This window comes from Pseudonocardia hierapolitana (genome assembly GCF_007994075.1).
GTDB classification, from domain to species: domain Bacteria; phylum Actinomycetota; class Actinomycetes; order Mycobacteriales; family Pseudonocardiaceae; genus Pseudonocardia; species Pseudonocardia hierapolitana.
Genome location: NZ_VIWU01000001.1, coordinates 500,091 through 519,283, shown reverse-complemented (window position 1 = coordinate 519,283; position 19,193 = coordinate 500,091). Strand labels below are relative to the sequence as shown.

Sequence of the window (19,193 nt, the reverse complement as noted above, 5' to 3'; positions counted from 1 at the left end):
CGGTCAGGCCTGCCCCCGCTCGTAGTACGCCACGAGCTGCGGGTCCGGCGGCGGGACCTCCAGCGGCTCGCCGCCCGCCCGCAGCGACGCGGTGGCCTGCACGCCCGCGGCCACGCTCATCCGGGCCGCCACGGGGGAGGTGTCCGTGCGCCCGCCGTCGCGGACGAAGCGCAGGAACTCCGCCATGAGCGGCCCGTCCGCGCCCGCGTGGACCTCGGTGCTCGGCGGCAGGACGTGCTCGGCGTCGGCGTCGGGCGCGTAGCCGGATCGCCGCCGGTTCCACACCTTCACGACCGCGCCGGAGCCGTCGCCGAAGTTCTCGAGCCGTCCCATGTCGCCGATCACGGTGTAGTTGCGCCAGTAGTCCGGGGTGAAGTGGCACTGCTGGTACGCGGCCAGCACGCCGCCGCCGAGCTGCAGGTTCACCAGCGAGAGGTCCTCGACGTCGATCACGGGGTTCAGGTCGCGCTGGGCGCGGGGCGGCCAGTGCCGGTCCGGGGCCAACCAGTCCGCGGGCTTCGGCGTGCCGGGCGCGCGGCGGTGGCCGTCGCCGTACACGCGCAGGGAGCCGAACGCGCTCACCCGCTCCGTGTACGCGCCTGCGAGCCAGTGCACGACGTCGAAGTCGTGCGCGGCCTTCTGCAGCAGCAGCGACGTGGTGCACCGGCGCTCGGCGTGCCAGTCCTTGAAGTAGAAGTCGCCCCCATTGCCGACGAAGTGGCGTACCCACACCGACTGCACGGCCCCGATGTCCCCGCGCGCGACGATCTCCCGCATCGTGCGGACCACCGGCATGTGCCGCATGTTGTGCCCCACGTAGAGCCGGTTGCCGGTCTCCCGCGCCGTCCGCAGCACCCGGTCGCAGTCCTCGACGGTGGTGGCGAGCGGCTTCTCCACGAACACGGCCTTGCCCGCCTCCAGCGCGGCGCAGGCCAGGTCGGCGTGGGTGTGGTCCGGGGTGATCAGCAGGACGGCGTCGACGTCCGCGCGGTCCAGCAGCGCGCGGTGGTCGGTGTGCACGTCCGCACGCGGGTGACGCTCGTGTACCGCCCGCCGCGCGGCGTCGGCGTCGACGTCGGCCACCGCCACCACCCGGGCCGTCCCGGGCACTTCGGCGGCGGCGGCGAGGCCGGCGCGGAAGCCGGCGCCGACCACCCCCAGCTGTATCAATTCGCCTCCGCTTCGCTCCGGCGGGCTTGCGGGCCTTCGAGGCACTGTCCTGCTCCTCCGGTGCTCGGTCGCTCGTTCCTCGCTCCCTGCGCGCCTCCCCCGCAGAACAGCGCCGGCCCGCGTGCGGGCAGCCTCGGCCTCCCCACATCGGCACGGGTCACGCCGGTTCCCCGGTCCGCACCGACTCGTAGGCGCGGGACACGAGCCGCAGCGACCGCAGCCCGGACTCGCCGTCCGGCTGCGGGCGCCGCCCGTCGCGGATCGCGGAGACGAACTCGTCGAGCATCGGCCCGTCCCCGCCCGCGCCGAAGTCGAGCCGCAGCGGCGCGCGCGTCGCCTCGGAGAACCCGTGCACGGCCTGCGCGAACGCGTCCATGTCGGCGATGCCGTCCTCCCCGACCAGCCGCAGCGTGAGCCCACCCCAGGTGGGGTAGTGCTCGGGAACCGACCAGCTGCAGTCGATCGTCGCGACCACGCCGCCCGGGTAGCACAGCGAGACCATCCCGCCGGTCTCCACGCGGGCGCTGCCGTAGATCATCCGATTGGCGAAGGCCTGGACGGACTCGGCCTCGGCCCCGTCGAACAGGCAGTCGAACAGGTCGGCGAGGTGCACGGTGTGGTCCATCATCGCGCCGCCGCCCGCGAGCACCGGGTCGGCGAACCAGGCCCGCGCCGTCGGGAGCTTGCCGTTGTTCGTGCCCGTGGCGGCGACCACCCGGCCCAGCGCGGGCAGGGTGGCCTGCAGCGCGCGGAACTGGCGGGAGAACCGCACCGGGTAGGCGACCATCAGGTGGACGCCTGCCGCCGCACACGCCGCCACCATCGCCTCGCCGTCCTCGACGGTCGTGGCCATCGGCTTCTCGCACAGCACGTGCGCCCCCGCCGCGGCGGCGAGTTCGGTGAGCTCGCGGTGACGGGAGTTCTCGGAGCAGACGACGACACCGTCCGGCCCCCAGTCGAGCAGCTCCCGGTAGGTGCCGAAGTAGCGGGTGACGCCGAGCCGCTCGGCGAGCGCGCGGCCGCCGGACTCGCCGGGCGGACGCTGTCCGGCGTCCGGGTCGGTCACGGCGAGCTCGACGTCCGGGCGCCCGGCGAGCAGGCCGATGTAGCTCAGGGCGTGCAGGTGGGCCAGGGACATCACGCCGATCCGCAGCGTCATGCCGGCACCCCCACCGCGTCGACGACCTCCGGGCGGCCGCTGGCGAGCGAGGCGTTGGCCGCCGCCGCGATCCGGACGGCCGCGACGCCGTCCGCGGCGCTCACGCGTGGTGCCGGACCGCCGGTGAAGGCGGCGGCGAACTCGCGGATCTCGGCGATGAACGGGCTCTCCACCAGGGAGACATCGGGCAGCAGCCGCTCTCCGCCGTCGCCGGACGGCGCTCCGGTGTCGGTGCGGAACGACGGGTCGGTCGCCGAGTCGTGGGAGAGCATGCCGTCGGTGCCCGCGGCGTGGAAGCCGTACCGGAACCGCGTGCCCGGGCGAGCCCATGTGCCGGTGACGGTGCTGATGGCCCCGCCCCGGTGCCGGGCGACGACGTGCGCCGACACCACTCCGGTCGCGGTCCCCGGAGCGCTGTCGGACAGGCGCGCGTGGACCGTCTCGACCTCGCCGCCGAGCCACCGGGCGAAGTCGAGGTCGTGGATCATCTGGTCCATGATGATGCCGCCCGAGCGCTGCGGATCGGCGAACCAGCTGCGGCGGGGGCGGGCCCCGCAGCGGTCGAACCTCAGTACGGCGGGGGTGCCGATGGCCCCGCCGGCCACGGCGGCCTGCAGCGCCACGTACTCCGGGAAGTAGCGCACGACGTGCCCCGGGTAGAGCTGCACCCCGGCGGAAGCGCACGCCTGCGCCATCGCCTCGCCCGTCGCGGCGTCGAGGGCGAGGGGCTTCTCGCACAGGACGTGGCGCCCCGCCGCCGCGGCGGCGAACACGATCTCGGGATGGGTGTACGTCGGGGTGCACACGTCGACGACGTCCACCGCGGCGAGCAGTTCGTCGAGGCTGGCCACCACGTGGCCCGCGCCGTGCCGCGCCACCAGCTCCGGCGCTCCGTGCAGCGAGTACACGCCGACCTCGGCGCCCGCGTGGCGCCAGGCCGGGAGGTGGGCGTTCGCTATCCCGCCGGCGCCGACCATTCCCACACGCAATGCGTTGATGTCGCTCAACCTTTCGTTCCGGAGAGGGCGATGCCCTGCACGAACTGCCGCTGCAGCGCCAGGTAGGCGAGCAGCATCGGGATCGAAGCCATGAGGGCCCCGGCCATGAGGACCGGGTAGTTGGTCCACTCCTGGCCCTGCAGGCTGGTGAGGCCTGCGCTGATCGGCATCGACGCCGGATCGGTGTTGACGACCAGCGGCCACAGCAGGTCGTTCCAGGAGTGCATCACGGTGATCACCGCGAGCGCTGCGAGCGCGGGTTTGACCAGCGGCAGCATCACCGAGAAGAAGATCCGGAACCGGCCGGCGCCGTCCAGCAACGCGGCTTCCTCGAAGTCCTTCGGGATCGTGGCGAAGAACTGGCGCAGCAGGAACGTGCCGAAGGCGGAGAACAGGCCCGGGAGGATCAGGGCGGGCAGGCTGTTCAGTAGCCCGAGGCCGGACATGATCTGGTACTGCGGGAGGACCAGCAGCTGCTTGGGCACCATCAGCACCGACAGGAACAGCGCGAAGAGCAGCTCCCGCCCGCGGAACTCCAGCCGGGCGAACGCGTAGGCGCCGAGCGAGCAGAAGGCCAGTTGCCCGACCGTCACGGCCGCCGCCACGATCAGCGAGTTGACCAGCTGCTGGCCGAACGGGAGCGTGGCGAACACGTCGGAGAAGTTCGACCACAGCCACTCGCGGGGGAGCAGGGTCGGCGGCACGCTCGCGGTCTCGGGCTGGGACTTGAAAGCGGTGAGCACCTGCCAGACGAACGGGCCGATCATCGCGACGGCGCCGGCGACGAGCACAGCGTGCGTGACCACCGAGCCGAGGCGCGACCCGCGGGCGCTGCGGGAGCGGAGGACGGTCTCAGACATAGTGCACCCACCTGCGCTGCAGCCGGAACTGGACGAACGTGAGGGCGCCGATCAGCAGCATGAGCAGGAAGGCCAGCGCGGTGGCCGTGCCCTTGTCCGCCTCGACGAAGGCCTTCTCGTAGAACAGCGAGACGATCGACTGCGACGCGCTGAACGCCGGGTTCGCGGTCGCGGAGGCGCTCATGACGTACACGAGGTCGAAGATCTGCAGCGTCGCGATGACGTTGATGATCGTGCAGAAGAAGATCGTGGGCGTCAGCATCGGCAGCGTGATGCGCCAGAACCGTTGCCAGCCGTTCGCGCCGTCGATCTCGGCCGCCTCCCAGTACTCCTTCGGGACCGCCTTGATGCCGGCGATGAAGATCACGAGGTAGTAGCCGATCTGCGACCAGACCTGCACCACGCCGATGGCGAAGAGCGCGGTGGTCGGGTTGGAGACCCAGTAGGTGCCGGGGATGCCGAAGATCCCGAGGAACTGGTTGAGGAGGCCGAAGTCGCCGTTGTAGAGCCACTTCCAGACCAGGCCGCTGGCGACGGGCAGAGTGATGAACGGGATGAAGTAGAGCGCGCGGTACACCGTGACCCCGTGCAGGCCCTCCCGGTTGAGCAGCACCGCGAACAGGATCGCGAACGGCAGCGTGAGCAGGCCGATCAGCATGTAGAGCAGCGTGTTGCCCAGCGCGCTCCAGAACGTCTCCAGCTTGAACACGCCCACGTAGTTGGCGATCCCGGTGAAGGTGTTGCCGCCGAACGGCCCCCACGCCGTGAAGCTGAGCGCGAACGTCGACACCGCGGGGTAGAGGTAGAAGACCAGCAGGCCCAGGCCCACCGGGGCGATGAACAGGTAGGCGCTGTGGTGGCGGCGCCGGGGCCTGCTGGGCCGCCGCGCGTCCGCATGCTGCTGCGCCGGCCGGGTCGCGAGCTGGGTCATACCGCCGACTCCTTCGCGAGGACGACGTCCATGTCGCCCGCCAGGAGCCGCGCCGACACCTCGATCGGACGGCCGCCGGGGCCGACCCACGACGGGCCGAGGATCTGCAGCTGCATCCGCTCCCAGGTCATGGTGTTGACCGAGGCCGGATAGGCCGTGGCGTAGGGGACCTGGTCGATGAACGACTGCATGCGGAACTCCGGCTTGGCGTCGAGGAAGGCCTGCTGGGTGCCCGCGAAGCTGGGCAGGATCGTGCCGGACCGGCCCTGGATCTCGCCTGCGAGCCGCCCGGCCATGAACTTCACGAGCTCGTAGGCGGCGTCCGGGTACGGCGTGCGCGCGTTGACGACGTTGGCGAGCCCGTGGATGACGGTGCCCTGCTGCACGCCGCGGGGGAGGACGGCGAGGCCGGTGCGGGCGCGGACGGCCGGGTCCTCGTACGGGTCGTTCGAGTCGTTGGGCAGGCCGTTGTACATCGCGAGCTTCCCGCCCTGGAACAGCTCCCGCGACCGGGTGTCGGCGTTGGCCATGGCGTTGGGCGCGAGGTCGCGGTCGATGGCGCCGGTCAGATGACGCAGGCCGCCGATCGTGGCCTCGTCGGCGAAGCCGGAGCGGCCGTCGCGCAGCACCCACCCGCCGTTCTGGAAGATGGCCGGGTACAGGTCGCGCTGCCGGTCCAGCGCCGCGGAGAACCCGAAGACCGCCGAGGCCGGGTCCCGCACCTCGGCCGCCGCGTCGAGCACGTGCTGCCACGTCCACGTCTCGTCCGGGTACGGGATCCGGGCGCGGTCGAACAGCTCCCGGTTGTAGAAGAGGCTGATCGTGTCGAAGTCCTTCGGCACGCCGAACTGCTCGCCGGAGTACCGGTAGAGCTCCACCAGGTTCCGCGGGTGCTCGGCGAGCGTCACGCCGTCGCGGCGCAGCCGGTCCGACAGCGGCAGCAGGGTGCCGTACCGGGCGTACATCGCGATGTTGGGGGCGTTCATCCAGAACACGTCGGGCGCCCCACCGCCGACGATCGCCGTCTGCAGCCGCGGCCAGTACGTCGCGAACGGGGTGAGCTGGATCTCGACGTCCACGTCCGGGTGCTCCCGGCGGAACTCGTCGATGACCTCCTGCATGGCGGGGACCTGGTCCTTGTCCCACATGCCGTAGCCGATGCGCGCCCGCCCACCGTTCGGCAGGAACGCGGGCCCTGACGAGCCGGCGCAGCCGGCGACGAGCGGGATCGCGGCCAGGGATCTGAGCAGGGTGCGACGGGGAACCGGCGTCATTGCAGGACTCCTCACGGGATGGGGCGGGTGGGAACACCGAGCGGCGGCGTGACCAGCGCCGCGAGCAGCGGGCTGTGCCGGACGGCGAGCTGGAGCGCGGATCGCACGGCGCCCAGGGCGACGGCCTCGGGCCCGAGCTGCGACAGCACGATCGGCATCGTGTTGAACACGGGCCGGTCGAGATGGCGCTCGACGCCCTCGACCAGGGGGCGCCCGGAGCGCGAGACGCCGCCGCCGAGCACGACCATGTCCGGGTCGAACGACTTGACCAGGAACTCGACGACCCGCGCGAGCCGCCGGTAGAACTCCTCCACGAGCGCGGCCGCGTGCTCGTCACCGGCCTGTGCGGCGCGGAAGACCGAGCCGATCGCGTCGGGGGAGTCCGGGTCGCTGCCCGGCGTGGCGAGCAGCTCCTCGGTGCTGAAGTAGAGGTCGGGGATGCTGCCGATCTCGCCCGCCGCGCCGTGCCGACCGGTGTGCAGTCTGCCGTCGACGATGATGCCGGCGCTGGTGCGGCGGCCCGCGAGGACGTAGACGACGTCGTCGACCAGCCGTGCGGCCCCGATCCAGTGCTCGGCGAGCGTGGCCATGTTGGCGTCGTTGGCGACGGTGACCGGCACCCCCGCCCAGCGCCCGAAGTGCTTCTCGACGTGGAAGCCGGTCCAGTCCGGGATGACGGTGCTGAGCGTGATCCGGCCGGACGGGTCCACGATGCCGGGCACCCCGAGGCTCAGTGCGAGCGTCTCGCGCGGCTCGACGCCGAGCTCGGCCACGGCGTCGGCCACGAGCGACTGCACGGCCGTGCGGCGCTCGGCGCCGGGCGTCGACCGGCTGATGGGGCGGGTGACGGTGTGCCGGGTGGTGCCGGTGATGTCGGCGACCATCGCGGTGAGCAGGTTGACCCCGACGTCCACGCCCACGACGAAGCCTGCGTCCGGGTTGAGCCGGTAGGTGCGGGCGGGCCTGCCTGCCTGGCGGCCCCCGTCCGGCGGGTCCTGGGGATCGCGCTGCTCGACCCACCCGAGCCTGCCGAGCTCGGTGAGGATCGAGTCGACGGTGGGGCGGGACAGGCCGGTGCGCTGCGCGAGCTCGGCGAGCCTGCTGCCCTCGTCCACGCGCAGAGCCGTCAGCACGCTGACGGTGTTGGTGTGCCGCTCCGCGGAGGAATCGGAGGCCAATGCGCTGCCCCTGTCTCGAGGTTCCGACCCGATCGGGGCATTACGCTAGGCAGGTTTCATAAATGGGGCAAGAGGGCGGCGGCACGGGGTGACGCTCGCGCCTCCCGCAGCGAGCGCCTTCCCGTGACCGGATCGGGAGGGACCATGGACGCGTCGCCGCACGAGTTGCAGGAGTTGCTCGCCGTCGTGCGCGGCTAGCAGCGTTCGCGGGCGGTGACCGTCGCGGCCGACCTCGGGATCGCCGACCTGCTGCGGGAGGGCCCGCGCACCTCCGACGAGCTGGCCGTGGCGACGGGCACGCACGCACCGGCGCTGTACCGGCTCCTGCGGGCGTTGGCGTCGATCGGCATCTTCTCCGAGGGCGCCGGGCGGCGGTTCGCGCTGAACCCGACGGGCCAGTACCTGTGCCGCGACCACCCCGTCTCGGTCGACCCCGCCACGCGCATGTTCGGCGCCGACTACGAGTGGCGGGCGTGGGGGGAGCTCGCGTACAGCGTACGCACGGGCGGGAATGCCGCCGCGCACGCCCTAGGAGCGCCCTGAGCAACTCCGACCTACTGCGCGTCGCCCAGGCGGCGCCCTCGCCGCGTTGGACGATCGCACCGATACAACAGCGGTATCGGCGCGATCGTCCGCCTTGCGATGGCACCACCTGGACGCCGCTCGCTACGGCCGGAGTTGCTCAGGACCCTCCTGGGCTGCGACGTCTGGGAGTACCGGCGCAGGCACCCCGAGCACGGCGAGGTCTTCGACGCGGCGATGCGCACGTTCTCCCGCGTGGACAGCGCTGCCGTCCTCGCCGCGCACGACTTCGGCCGCTACGGCGTGGTGGCCGACATCGGTGGGGGCACCGGCGCGGTGCTCGTGGCGGTGCTCGCCGCCCATCCGTCGGCGCGCGGGATCCTGTTCGACCAGCCGCACGTCGTCGCCGGCGCCGACTCGGTGCTCCGTGCCGCAGGCGTCGCCGACCGGGTGCGCGTGGAACCGGGCGACTTCTTCGCGGCGGTGCCGTCGGGAGCCGACGCCTACGTCCTCGCCCGCGTCCTGCACGACTGGGCGGACGAGGATGCGCTGGGCATCCTGCGCAGCGTGCGGGCGGCGATGACCCCGGACGCCCGGGTGCTCCTCGTCGAGGCCGTCGTGGGTCCGCCGAACGAGGATCCATCGGTGAAGTTCCTCGATCTGATGATGCTCGTCTCGGCCGGAGGGCAGGAGCGCACCGAGGACGAGTGGCGGACGCTCCTCGCCGCAGCCGGCCTGGAGCTCACCGCTGCCACCCGTGCCACGTCGAACATCGTGATCGAGGCGGCGCCGGCCCGGAGCCGATGACCGGCGCTACAGCCAGCCGCGGCGTTTGAAGACGAGGTAGAGGGCCAGGCCGAGCAGGAACATCAGTACCACCGCGAACGGGTAGCCCAGCGGCCAGTCGAGCTCGGGCATGTGCGTGAAGTTCATGCCGTAGACCGAGGCGATGAGCGTGGGGGCGAAGAGGATCGCCGCCCACGAGGAGATGCGCTTGACCTGCTCGTTCTGCTCGTAGCCCGCCTGGGTCATGCGGGCCATCTCCTCGTTCTGCCGCTGCCCGACGAGCGCGGCGTTGACCTGGAGGATGTTGGCGAGCAGCTGCCGGAACGCCTCGATGCGCTCCAGCACGCGGGTGGCGTGGTCGGCGACGTCGCGCAGCGCACGCCGCAGCTCGAGGTCGGCCTCGCCCGCCTTCTCCTTCAGCCGGTCCCGCAGCTCGTCGAACATGTCCGACAGCGGCTCCACGGCCCGCTGGAACTCGATGACCTCGCGGGAGAGCTGGTAGATCCGCTTGGACACGCCCGGATCGCCGCCGAAGACCTGCACCTCGATCTCGTCGATGTCGTCCTGCAGGCCGTCGAGCACGGGCGCGTAGTCGTCGACGATCTTGTCGAGCACGGCGTAGAGCACCGAGTACGGGCCGTTGTCCAGGAGGTCGGGCTCGCGCTCCAGCCGCTGGCGCACCTGCGCGAGGTCGGGCTTCTCCGCGTGCCGGACCGTGATGACGAAGTCGGGCCCGAGGAACAGGTGCACCTCGCCGATCTCCACGACCTCGACGTGGTCGACGTAGCGCGCCGGGCGCAGCACCACGAACAGCACATCGCCGTAGCGCTCGACCTTGGGTCGCTGGTGCGCGCTGATCGTGTCCTCGACGGCGAGGCCGTGCAGCGAGAACTCCTCCGCGACCGCCTGGATCTCCTCCGGTGTCGGGCGCAGCAGGCCGATCCAGCAGAAGCTGCGTCCCTGGTCGGGACATTGCCGCAGCTCCGCGAACGTCCGGTCCAGGGAGCTCGGTGCCGCGGCGCGCTTGCCGTCGATGTAGATGGCGTTGTCGACCACGGACATGCGGCGAGCGTAGCCGCAGGTGACGGCATTGGTCGGAGCGGGAAAGCAGGGGCATGGCGATCGACGGGAGCGCGGGTCCCCGCCGTCGCCGGCTCGCGTTACCCGCGCTGCTGCTGGGCTCGTTCATGGGCGTGCTCGACCCGTTCGCCGTCACGGTCGCGCTGCCGGCGATCCGGTCCGATCTCGGGGCGACCGCGGCCCAGGCGCAGTGGATCGTCGCAGGCTACGGCGCGGTCTACGGGACCGGACTCGTCCTCGGCGGGCGGCTGGGCGACCGCTACGGGCGGCGCCGCCTGTTCCTCTCCGGCATGAGTGCGTACGCCGCGGCCTCGGCGCTCGCCGGGACCGCGCCCGCGGCCGGGGTCCTCGTCGCCGCCCGGCTCATGCAGGGGCTCGCCGCGGCCGCGGTGCTGCCGCAGGTGCTGTCGATCATCCGGACCGGCTACGGCGGAGGGGAGCGCGACCGCGCGGTCGGCTGGTACGGCGCCACGATCGGTCTCGGCGTCGTCTGTGGCCCGGCGGTCGGCGGCCTCCTCGTCGCCGCGGACGTCGCGGGCATGGGGTGGCGATCGGCGTTCCTGGTGAACCTGCCGCTCGGGGCGCTCGTCGTGGCCTGCGCGGCCCTGACCGTGCAGGAGTCGCGTGCGGAGGGCGTCCGCCACCTGGACCTGCTCGGTGCCCTCCTCGGCGCGGCCGCGCTACTGGCGGTCCTCGTGCCGGTGAGCCAGGGCCGGGAGAACGGCTGGCCGTCGTGGGCCGTCGCGTCCCTCGCCGCAGCGCCGGTCCTGCTCGCCGCGTTCCTCCTGCACGAGCGACGGCACCGCGCGCCCGTTCTCCCGCGGCACCTGTTCGCCGAGCGCCGGTTCTCGGCGGGGATCGTCGTCGTGCTCCTGCTGTACGCGGCCGGGGCCGGGGCGCCGTTGGTCTTCGTCCTGACCCACTACGTGCAGGACGGGCTCGGCCGGTCGCCGCTGGAGGCGGGGCTCGCGTTCGCGCCGCTGGGCATCGGGTTCGCGCTGGCATCCGCCGCTGCCCCACGGCTGTCCCGATGGGGTGCTGCCGTCCCGGCCGCGGGTGCCGCGGTGGTCGCCTGCGCGCTGGGCGTCGTCGTGCTCGTCGCCGTCGCCGCGCCGGTCGAGCGGCAGACGGCGTTCCTCGCCGTTGCCCTGCTGATGGCAGGGATCGGCCAGGGGCTGGCGGTGAACCCGGTGATTGCGCTGGTCCTGGCGGTCGCCCCGGACTCCGCTGCCGGTGCGTCGTCAGGGCTGTTGCTCACCACCACCCAGGTGGGCAACGTGCTGGGCGTGACCGGGGTCGGTGGCGTCTTCCTCGCATTGCTCCCGCCGGACCCGCCCGACGTGGCCGCGTACGGGCCGGCGCTCGCCTGGGCGTCGGTGCTGCTGGCGGTTGCGACGCTCGCCGCGCTGGTCATCGTCGTCGGCCGACTCAAGGCCTGACCCGCTTCACGCTACTGCGCGATGCGTAGTACCGTGCATCGCACAGAAGGGGGCAGGCATGGACGCGAGCCAGTTGCTCAAGGGTGTGCTCGACCTCGCCGTGCTGGCGGTGCTCGACCGCGGCGACGGTTACGGCTACGAGGTGGTCCGCGGCCTGCGCGCCGCCGGTCTGCACGAGGTGGGCGACGCCTCCGTGTACGGCACGCTCCGGCGGCTCTACAACGCCGGGCTGCTCACCTCGTACGTGGTGCCCAGCGAGGAGGGCCCGCATCGCAAGTACTACAGCCTGAACGCGCCGGGGCGCGACCGCCTGCGCGAGATGGCGAAGACGTGGCGGGCGTTCGCCGAGACGATGGAGGGGCTGGTGGCTGCGGCATGACCGACGACGGAACGGTGCGCCTGGCGAGCCCGGCGGCCGAGGAGTACCTGGGCGGTGTCCGGGCCGCACTGGCCGATCTCCCGGCGCCGGAGGTCGGGGAGATCCTCGACGACGTCCGTGCCCACCTCGCCGACCTCACCACCGAGCTCGGCGGCGACGTCGACGTCGCCGCGCTGACCGCGCGGCTCGGCCCGCCGAGCGCCTACGCCGCCGAGCTGCGCGCGGCGGCCGGGTACCCGCCCGCGGAGCCCGGTGGATCCGCGCACCCCCGTCACACCCGCGCCCGGCTCGCGGTCGCGGCGCCCGTGGCGGGTGCGCTGCTGTTCGTGCTCGGGGCCGGGGCGGGCGAGCCGCTCGTCATGTTCGTCGGGATGCTGGTCGGTGTGCTCGGCCTGCCGCTCGTGATCCGGGACGGCCCGCGGGTGCCGAGCGTGGCCGCACTGCCGGAGGTGCGGCGGCTCGTCACGGCGCGCCCCGCGCCCGGCACGGCGGCGCGCCGGGCCGCCGACTTCGTGGCGAGCCTCCAGCCTGCCTGGTGGATCGCGCGGGCGATCGCGGCCGCCGCGCTCGTCGTGGCCGTCTTCGGCGGCGGCGCGCCCGCCGCGCTGCTCCTCGCGCTCGTCGCGGTTCCCGTGTCGGTCTGGGTGGGCCACCTGACCCGGCGGGACCGGCGCTGGCTGTGGGGTGTGGTGCCCCTGAACGCGCTGGCCGCGGTGGTGGTGCTGTGGCTGCTCACCGCGGGTCTGCCGGGCGGCTACGACAGCGGCTCGGCCACGAGCTCCCCCGCGTCGCTGCCGGGCCTGTGGCAGGACTCGGAGCGGGAGATCCGCGACATCCGCCCGGTGGACGCCGGCGGCAACCCCCTCAGCGGCGTGTACCTGTTCGACCAGGACGGGATGCCGATCGACACCTCGGGGGGCGCGAAGTGCGGCCGCTCCGACGGGACCGATCCGGGCAGCAGTGCGGCATACCCGCGGGGGACCTGGGACTTCGATCCCCGGACCGGGCGCTGCCGGCACACCCCGCCCGCGCCGCTGGTGGTCGCGGTGCCCACGACGCCCGCTCCGGGCGGGGCGTCGGTGCCGCCGACCCCGCAGGCCGTTCCGGGGCCGCCGGTCGGATCGGCGCCACCCGCGCCGCCGGCTCCGCCGACCACGCCGCCCGTCACCACGCCAACCCGCTGAGCCCGGGGTCCGTGCCGGCACGTCGGGGGCGCCGGCACGGACCCCTTCCCACCGCTCGCGGCGCTGCTACTTGCCGAACTCCTGCACCCAGTAGTTGCCCGACCGCGCCACGCCGATCGTGGTGAAGGCGCACGTGAGCATCGCCGAGCGGTGCGACGGCGACGCCATCCACTCCCGCACCACCTGGCTCGCGCTGGTCTGGCCCTTGGCGATGTTCTCCGCCCCCGGCCGGGGGTAGCCCGCGGCGCGGACGCGATGCTCGAAGCGGCGCCCGTCCCGGCTGACGTGGTCGAAGTAGCCCTTCTCGTTCATGTCCGAGGCGTGTGCCTGCGCGGCACGGGTGAGGCGGGCGTCGGGGGCGAGATCCCCGCAGCCCGCGTCGCGCCTGCGCTGGTTCGTCAGGGCGATGACCTCGCCCACCGCGCCGGAGACGGCGACGGGTTCCCGCCGTGGCGGGGGCGGCGGCTCCGCGGGCTTCGGTTCGGGAGCCTCCGCCGGGCCACCCGAGGTGGCACCGGGCACCGACGCGAAGGCGTGCACGGTGGAGATCTCCGTGGGTGGCGGCCGGTCGTCCACCTGCGCGGCCCTGGCGACCACGTCGGCGTCGGTCGCCGCCGCGATCGCATCCATGCGCAGCTCGGTGGGCACGACCTCGTCGGGGAAGGCCGCGACAGCGACCCCGGCGACCAGCACGACGCCGGTCGCGAGTGCGAGCATCTGCGCACCGGCATTAGACCGGTTGGGGGGCACGAACGGGTAAGCTAGCAGCTCGTGATCACCCGCAGCGATCAGGCGGTGCGGCTCACGGCATGGGTGCACGGCCACGTGCACGGCGTCGGTTTCCGCTGGTGGACCCGATCACGTGCCCTCGAGCTCGGCCTCGTCGGCAGCGCGCGCAATCTTCCGGACGGGCGTGTTGTCGTCGTCGCCGAGGGTGAACATCACCCGTGTGAGTTACTTCTGGCCGCATTGCGTAGCGGTTCGACTCCGGGGCGTGTCGATCATGTCGTCGAACAGTGGAGCGCGGCGCGCGGCGGCCTGCGGGGGTTCGAGGAGCGCTAGCGGTAGCCTCGATCGACTGTCCCTGCCTTTGGAGATCTCCGCCCGTGCACCTCAAGAGCCTGACGCTGAAGGGCTTCAAGTCCTTCGCCTCGGCCACGACGCTGCGGCTGGAGCCGGGCATCACGTGCGTCGTCGGGCCGAACGGGTCGGGCAAGTCCAACGTCGTCGACGCGATCAGCTGGGTGCTCGGGGAGCAGGGCGCCAAGGCGCTGCGCGGCGGGAAGATGGAGGACGTCATCTTCGCCGGCACCTCGGGGCGGGCGCCGCTGGGCCGCGCCGAGGTCACGCTCACGATCGACAACTCCGACGGAGCCCTCCCGATCGACTACTCCGAGGTGTCGATCACCCGCCGCATGTTCCGCGACGGCGCGGGCGAGTACGAGATCAACGGCAACTCCTGCCGCCTCCTCGACATCCAGGAGCTGCTCTCCGACTCCGGCATCGGCCGGGAGATGCACGTCATCGTGGGGCAGGGGCAGCTCGACTCGGTGCTGCAGAGCAAGCCGGAGGACCGCCGCGCGTACATCGAGGAGGCGGCGGGCGTCCTCAAGCACCGCAAGCGCAAGGAGAAGGCCCTCCGCAAGCTCGACGCGATGCAGGCCAACCTCACCCGGCTCACCGACCTCACCGCGGAGCTGCGCCGCCAGCTCAAGCCGCTGGGCCGGCAGGCGGAGATCGCGCGCCGGGCCCAGTCGGTGCAGTCCGAGCTGCGCGACGCGCGGCTGCGGCTGGCCGCGGACGACATCGTCACGGTGCGCACGCAGCTCGCCCGTGAGGAGGCCGACGAGGCGAGCGCCCGCGCCCGGCGCGCCGAGGTGGAGGAACAGCTGTCGGTGGCGCGCGTCGAGCAGGAGCGGCTCGAGGCCGCCCTCGCGCAGGACGCCCCGCGGCTGGCCGCCGCCCAGGACACGTGGTACCGGCTCTCGGCGCTCGCCGAACGGCTCGCCGGCACCGTCCGGCTGGCGCAGGAGCGCACGCGCCACCTCGCCGACCCGCAGGAGCGCACCCCCGGGCGCGACCCGGACGAGCTCGACGCCGAGGCCGACGCCATCGCGGAGGAGGAGGCCGAGCTGGTGGCGGCCGTCGCCGAGGCCAGGCGCAGGCTGTCGGAGGTCCTCGAGGAGCGCGCCGAGCACGAGAAGACCCTCGCCGCCGCCGAGCGCGCCCACATGGCGGCCGTCCGGGCGCTCGCCGACCGCAAGGCGGGCATCGCCACCCTCGCCGGTCGCGCCGAGGCGCTGCGCAGCGGGGCCGCCGCCACCGCCGACGAGATCGAGCGGCTCTCCGAGGCCCTCGCCGAGGCCCAGGAGCGCACCGCGGCGGCCGAGGCCGAGCTGGAGCAGGCCCGCGACGAGCTCGGTGCCCTCGACGACGGCGACACCGGCCTGGAGGAGCGCAGCGTCGCGGCCGCCGATGCCCACCAGACCGCCCGCGCCCGGGTGGCCGAGCTGGTGGCCCGCGAGCGCGAGCTGGAGCAGCAACGGGCGCACTGGCGGGCGCGGGTCGACGCCCTGTCGGTGAGCCTCGCCCGCCGCGACGGCTCCGGCGAGCTCGTGGGGACCGACGGCGTGCTCGGTCCCCTCTCCGGCCTGCTCGCGGTGGAGCCGGAGGCCCGCGCAGCGGTGGCCGCGGCCCTCGGCGAGCTGGCCGACGCCCTGGCCGTGGAATCGCCCGACGCAGCGGTGACGGCTCTCCAACTCCTGAGGTCCCGCGACGCGGGCCGAGCGAGCCTGGTGGTGGCCCCGGAAGTTCAGGAAAGCCACATTCAGGGCTTTGCAGGCCCGGAAAGTGGCTTTCCTGACCTCCCGGGCGGGCGGTGGGCCCTCGAGTTCGTCACCGCCGAGGCCTCGATCGCCGGCGCCGTTGCCCGCCTCCTCCACGGCGTCCTCGTCGTCGACGACCTCGCCGCCGCCCGGGCCGTCGTCGCCGAGCATCCGGAGCTCACCGCCGTCACCCGCGACGGCGACGTGCTCGGGGCCGCCCGCGCCTCCGGCGGGTCGGGCGCCGCGTCGAGCGCGCTCGACGTGCAGGCGGCGGTCAACGAGGCCATGGAGCGCCGCGAGGGCGTCGAGGAGGAGCTGGCCCGGCTGCGCCCCGCCCTGGAGGGTGCTCGCGCGGAGGAGGCCGCCCGGCTCGCCGACGTCGAGGCGGCCAAGCAGGTGCAGCAGGCGGCGGCGGCGCGCCGCTCCGCCGCTTCCGCGCAGCTGGGGCGGCTGGAGCAGGTCGTCCGCTCCGCCACCGCCGAGGCGCAGCGGCTGCGGGATCGCCGCGACGCCGTGGAGACCCGCCGCTCCGACGCGCTGCTCGCGCTCGAGGCCGCCGAGCAGCAGCTCGCCAGGGCCGAGGACGAGCCGGTGGACGACGAGCCCGACACGGAGATCCGCGACGCCGCCGCCGAGTCGGTGGCGGCCGCTCGCGCCGAGGAGGTGGAGGCCCGGCTCGAGCTGCGCACCGCGGAGGAGCGGGCGCGCGCCATCGCCGGTCGCGCCGAGTCGCTGCGCCGCCAGGCGTCCTCGGAACGCCAGGCCAGGGCGCGGGCGGCGGCCGCACGCGAGGCGCGCGAGCGCGGTGCCCGGATCGCGCGGGCCGTGGTCGGGGCGGGGGAGATCGCGAGCGCGCGGATCGCCGAGTCGCTCGCTGCGGCCGCCGCCGAGCGCGACGCCGCCGCAGCGGCCCGCGACGCCCGCGAGCGCGCGCTCGGCGAGGCGCGTGCCACCACCGGACGGCTCTCGGTGCTCATGGACAAGCTCACCGACGCCGTGCACCGCGACGAGGTGCTGCGCGCCCAGAACCGGCTGCGCCTCGAACAGCTCACCGAGAAGGTGCTCGGCGAGCACGGCCTCGCCGTCGACGACCTCGTGGCCGAGTACGGCCCGGACGTGCCGGTGCCGCCCTCGGCCGCCGAGCTGGCCGAGTACGAGGCGGCGAAGGAACGCGGTGAGGACGTCGTCGAGCCCCCGGCCATGCCCTACGACCGCGGCAGCCAGGAGCGCCGGGCCCAGCGGGCGGAGAAGGACCTCGCCCTCCTCGGCAAGGTCAACCCGCTCGCGCTGGAGGAGTTCGCCGCGCTGGAGGAGCGCTACCGGTTCCTCTCCACCCAGCTGGAGGACCTCAAGAACACCCGCCGTGACCTGCTCACGGTCGTCCGGGAGGTGGACGACAAGATCCTCGAGGTCTTCGCGTCCGCGTACGCCGACGTCGCGCGGGAGTTCGAGATCGTCTTCCGCACCCTGTTCCCGGGCGGCGACGGCAGGCTCGTGCTCACCGACCCCGACGACATGCTCACCACCGGTATCGAGGTCGAGGCCCGCCCGCCCGGCAAGAAGGTGAAACGGCTGTCCCTGCTGTCCGGTGGCGAGCGCTCGCTCACCGCCATGGCGCTGCTCGTGGCGATCTTCCGCGCCCGCCCGTCGCCGTTCTACGTGCTCGACGAGATCGAGGCCGCCCTCGACGACGTCAACCTCCGCCGGCTCATCTCGCTCATGGAGGAGCTGCGTGAGACCAGCCAGCTCATCGTCATCACCCACCAGAAGCCGACGATGGAGGTCGCCGACGCGCTCTACGGCGTGAGCATGCGCGGCGACGGCATCACCACGGTGATCAGCCAGCGTCTCCGCGCCGCCAGCTGACGCGTCGCTCGTCGGAAGCCGATGGGGTGCTCGGCGCGGCGGGCCTCGCCGGGCGTGACAGGGTGGAGCCGTGACCACGCAGACCCTCTGGATCGTCGTCGCCGTCGTGGTGGCGGTCCTGATCATCGCCGTCGCGCTCGGCCTGGTGCTGCGCCGCAGGCGCCAGATCAGCCTGCGCGAGCAGGAACAGGTCGAGCGCGGGACCGACACCGCACCGCCCCGGCGTGGTGGCACCTACCAGGCCGGGAGCGGGATCGCCTTCTCCAGCGGCACGGAGACCGCACCGGCGGAACCGGAGACGCCGCCCGCCCCCGTCGAGCCCCCGCCCGTCCCGGCGCCGACGACCGACGGCACCCCGTTCGTGCCGCCCGCCGCCCCTGCGCCGGACACCGCTGCGCCGCCCGAGACGGCGGAACCGGCGGCCGAGGCCCCGGCCGCGCCTGCTCCGTCCATGAACGGAGCCGCCCCGGCCGCGCCTCCCACGGCGCCTCCCACGGCGCCTCCCACGGCGCCTCCCGCCGCGCCCGCCGACATCGCCCCCGCCGAGGGGCGGCTGGAACGCCTGCGCGGCCGGCTCGCCCGCTCGCGCTCCGGCTTCGGCCAGGGTCTGCTCGGCCTGCTCGGTGCCGGTGAGCTGGACGAGGAGTCGTGGGAGGACGTCGAGGCGACGCTGCTGCAGGCCGACCTCGGCCCGGAGATGACCCTCGAGCTGGTCGACACCCTGCGCACCGAACTCGCCCGCCGGGCCGTGCGCACCCCGGACCAGGCCCGGCAGCTGCTGCGCGAGGTGCTGACGGACGCGCTGGGCACCGACCTGGACCGCGCCGTGCGCGCCCTCCCGCACGACGGGCGCCCGGGTGTGGTGCTGGTCGTCGGGGTCAACGGCACCGGCAAGACCACCACCACCGGCAAGCTGGCCCGCGTGCTCGTGGCGGGCGGGCGGCACGTCGTGCTCGGCGCGGCCGACACCTTCCGCGCCGCCGCCGCCGAGCAGCTCACCACGTGGGGGGAGCGGGCAGGCGCCACGGTCGTGCGCGGGCCCGAGGGGGCCGACCCGGCCAGCGTGGCGTTCGACGCGGTCAAGCAGGGCGCGGAGGAGGGTGCCGACGCGGTCCTGCTGGACACGGCGGGCCGGCTGCACACCAAGACCGGCCTGATGGACGAGCTGGGCAAGGTCAAGCGGGTGGTCGAGCGGCAGGCCGAGGTGGACGAGGTGCTGCTGGTCCTCGACGCCACCACCGGCCAGAACGGGCTCACCCAGGCGCGGGTGTTCGGCGACGTCGTGAAGGTCACCGGCATCGCGCTCACCAAGCTGGACGGCACCGCCAAGGGCGGCATCGTGTTCCGGGTGCAGCGCGAGCTGGGCGTGCCGGTCAAGCTCGTCGGCCTCGGCGAGGGCCCGGACGACCTGGCCCCGTTCGACCCGGCGGCGTTCGTCGACGCGCTGCTCGACAAATGACCCGCGTCACCCGGTTGTAACATCGCGCGCCCGCTCGTTCACCGTTCGGAAACAACGGCGGAGGGTGTCCGAAACACGGCGAA

Annotated in this window: 17 protein-coding genes; 8 read left to right on the top strand and 9 right to left on the bottom strand. The window is 73.6% G+C overall.

Annotation, left to right across the window (positions count from 1 at the left end; genetic code table 11):
- Positions 1 to 3: 3 nt before the first annotated feature.
- The 7 genes from FHX44_RS02515 to FHX44_RS02485 all read right to left on the bottom strand — a co-directional run bounded on the left by FHX44_RS02515 (position 4) and on the right by FHX44_RS02485 (position 7,570).
- Entirely contained in the window at positions 4 to 1,170 is a 1,167-nt protein-coding gene (locus tag FHX44_RS02515; RefSeq protein ID WP_147253968.1) for a Gfo/Idh/MocA family protein, read from the bottom strand.
- 157 nt (positions 1,171 to 1,327) lie between these two features.
- A complete protein-coding gene (locus FHX44_RS02510; protein WP_147253967.1) occupies positions 1,328 to 2,329 on the bottom strand; it encodes a Gfo/Idh/MocA family protein in 1,002 nt (333 codons plus the stop codon).
- The gene (locus tag FHX44_RS02505; RefSeq protein WP_212612299.1) at positions 2,326 to 3,336 is read right to left on the bottom strand and encodes a Gfo/Idh/MocA family protein; all 1,011 of its coding nucleotides are present in this window, start codon (positions 3,334 to 3,336) and stop codon (positions 2,326 to 2,328) included. The genes FHX44_RS02510 and FHX44_RS02505 overlap by 4 nt, the downstream gene beginning before the upstream one ends.
- Positions 3,333 to 4,187 carry a carbohydrate ABC transporter permease gene (locus FHX44_RS02500; RefSeq protein ID WP_147253966.1) on the bottom strand — a complete coding sequence of 285 codons (855 nt, stop codon included), beginning with the start codon at positions 4,185 to 4,187 and terminating at the stop codon, positions 3,333 to 3,335. The genes FHX44_RS02505 and FHX44_RS02500 overlap by 4 nt, the downstream gene beginning before the upstream one ends.
- Positions 4,180 to 5,118 (bottom strand): carbohydrate ABC transporter permease, encoded by a 939-nt coding sequence (locus FHX44_RS02495; RefSeq protein ID WP_147253965.1) that lies wholly within the window; start codon positions 5,116 to 5,118, stop codon positions 4,180 to 4,182. The genes FHX44_RS02500 and FHX44_RS02495 overlap by 8 nt, the downstream gene beginning before the upstream one ends.
- Positions 5,115 to 6,392: an ABC transporter substrate-binding protein gene (locus FHX44_RS02490; protein WP_147253964.1), complete on the bottom strand. Its 1,278-nt coding sequence runs from the start codon at positions 6,390 to 6,392 to the stop codon at positions 5,115 to 5,117. The genes FHX44_RS02495 and FHX44_RS02490 overlap by 4 nt, the downstream gene beginning before the upstream one ends.
- Before the next feature lie 11 nt (positions 6,393 to 6,403).
- Positions 6,404 to 7,570: an ROK family protein gene (locus FHX44_RS02485; RefSeq protein WP_147253963.1), complete on the bottom strand. Its 1,167-nt coding sequence runs from the start codon at positions 7,568 to 7,570 to the stop codon at positions 6,404 to 6,406.
- 213 nt (positions 7,571 to 7,783) lie between these two features.
- On the opposite strand from FHX44_RS02485, the gene FHX44_RS02480 reads away from it, so the two are divergent.
- Together FHX44_RS02480 and FHX44_RS02475 are read left to right on the top strand one after the other, a co-directional pair.
- Positions 7,784 to 8,113, top strand: a complete 330-nt coding sequence (locus FHX44_RS02480) for a methyltransferase family protein (RefSeq protein WP_147253962.1) — start codon at positions 7,784 to 7,786, stop codon at positions 8,111 to 8,113.
- A gap of 135 nt (positions 8,114 to 8,248) precedes the next feature.
- The gene (locus FHX44_RS02475) at positions 8,249 to 8,899 is read left to right on the top strand and encodes a methyltransferase (protein ID WP_170308741.1); all 651 of its coding nucleotides are present in this window, start codon (positions 8,249 to 8,251) and stop codon (positions 8,897 to 8,899) included.
- A 6-nt stretch (positions 8,900 to 8,905) separates the two neighbouring features.
- Here the strand turns inward: FHX44_RS02475 and corA are convergent, their stop codons facing one another.
- Entirely contained in the window at positions 8,906 to 9,940 is a 1,035-nt protein-coding gene (gene corA / locus FHX44_RS02470; protein ID WP_147253960.1) for a magnesium/cobalt transporter CorA, read from the bottom strand.
- A 53-nt stretch (positions 9,941 to 9,993) separates the two neighbouring features.
- Between corA and FHX44_RS02465 the strand changes: the two genes are divergently transcribed.
- Genes FHX44_RS02465 through FHX44_RS02455 form a run of 3 tightly spaced genes read left to right on the top strand, consistent with a single transcriptional unit; the run spans position 9,994 to position 12,960 of the window.
- Entirely contained in the window at positions 9,994 to 11,397 is a 1,404-nt protein-coding gene (locus FHX44_RS02465) for an MFS transporter (RefSeq protein ID WP_147253959.1), read from the top strand.
- A gap of 58 nt (positions 11,398 to 11,455) precedes the next feature.
- Complete coding sequence (locus tag FHX44_RS02460; RefSeq protein ID WP_147253958.1) at positions 11,456 to 11,776, top strand: PadR family transcriptional regulator; 321 nt, start codon at positions 11,456 to 11,458, stop codon at positions 11,774 to 11,776.
- On the top strand, positions 11,773 to 12,960 hold the full coding sequence (locus FHX44_RS02455; protein ID WP_147253957.1) for an HAAS signaling domain-containing protein: 1,188 nt from the start codon (positions 11,773 to 11,775) through the stop codon (positions 12,958 to 12,960). Before FHX44_RS02460 ends, FHX44_RS02455 begins: the two co-directional genes overlap by 4 nt.
- Before the next feature lie 66 nt (positions 12,961 to 13,026).
- Here the strand turns inward: FHX44_RS02455 and FHX44_RS02450 are convergent, their stop codons facing one another.
- Positions 13,027 to 13,677, bottom strand: a complete 651-nt coding sequence (locus FHX44_RS02450) for a CAP domain-containing protein (RefSeq protein WP_147253956.1) — start codon at positions 13,675 to 13,677, stop codon at positions 13,027 to 13,029.
- Positions 13,678 to 13,731: 54 nt separating this feature from the next.
- Here FHX44_RS02450 and FHX44_RS02445 point away from each other — a divergent pair, with 54 nt between their 5' ends.
- The 3 genes from FHX44_RS02445 (at position 13,732) to ftsY (ending at position 19,110) form a co-directional block, all read left to right on the top strand.
- Positions 13,732 to 14,022: an acylphosphatase gene (locus FHX44_RS02445; RefSeq protein WP_147253955.1), complete on the top strand. Its 291-nt coding sequence runs from the start codon at positions 13,732 to 13,734 to the stop codon at positions 14,020 to 14,022.
- A 44-nt stretch (positions 14,023 to 14,066) separates the two neighbouring features.
- Positions 14,067 to 17,651: a chromosome segregation protein SMC gene (gene smc, locus FHX44_RS02440; RefSeq protein ID WP_147253954.1), complete on the top strand. Its 3,585-nt coding sequence runs from the start codon at positions 14,067 to 14,069 to the stop codon at positions 17,649 to 17,651.
- Between the two features lie 70 nt (positions 17,652 to 17,721).
- A complete protein-coding gene (gene ftsY, locus FHX44_RS02435; protein ID WP_147253953.1) occupies positions 17,722 to 19,110 on the top strand; it encodes a signal recognition particle-docking protein FtsY in 1,389 nt (462 codons plus the stop codon).
- The last annotated feature ends 83 nt before the right edge of the window (positions 19,111 to 19,193 follow it).

Coding starts and splice junctions, on each gene's coding strand:
- FHX44_RS02465 (WP_147253959.1), top strand. CDS start 9,994: ATGGCGATCGACGGGAGCGCGGGTCCCCGCCGTCGCCGGCTCGCGTTA.
- FHX44_RS02450 (WP_147253956.1), bottom strand. CDS start 13,677: ATGCTCGCACTCGCGACCGGCGTCGTGCTGGTCGCCGGGGTCGCTGTC.
- FHX44_RS02510 (WP_147253967.1), bottom strand. CDS start 2,329: ATGACGCTGCGGATCGGCGTGATGTCCCTGGCCCACCTGCACGCCCTG.
- FHX44_RS02455 (WP_147253957.1), top strand. CDS start 11,773: ATGACCGACGACGGAACGGTGCGCCTGGCGAGCCCGGCGGCCGAGGAG.
- FHX44_RS02490 (WP_147253964.1), bottom strand. CDS start 6,392: ATGACGCCGGTTCCCCGTCGCACCCTGCTCAGATCCCTGGCCGCGATC.
- FHX44_RS02500 (WP_147253966.1), bottom strand. CDS start 4,187: ATGTCTGAGACCGTCCTCCGCTCCCGCAGCGCCCGCGGGTCGCGCCTC.
- FHX44_RS02460 (WP_147253958.1), top strand. CDS start 11,456: ATGGACGCGAGCCAGTTGCTCAAGGGTGTGCTCGACCTCGCCGTGCTG.
- corA (WP_147253960.1), bottom strand. CDS start 9,940: ATGTCCGTGGTCGACAACGCCATCTACATCGACGGCAAGCGCGCCGCG.
- FHX44_RS02495 (WP_147253965.1), bottom strand. CDS start 5,118: ATGACCCAGCTCGCGACCCGGCCGGCGCAGCAGCATGCGGACGCGCGG.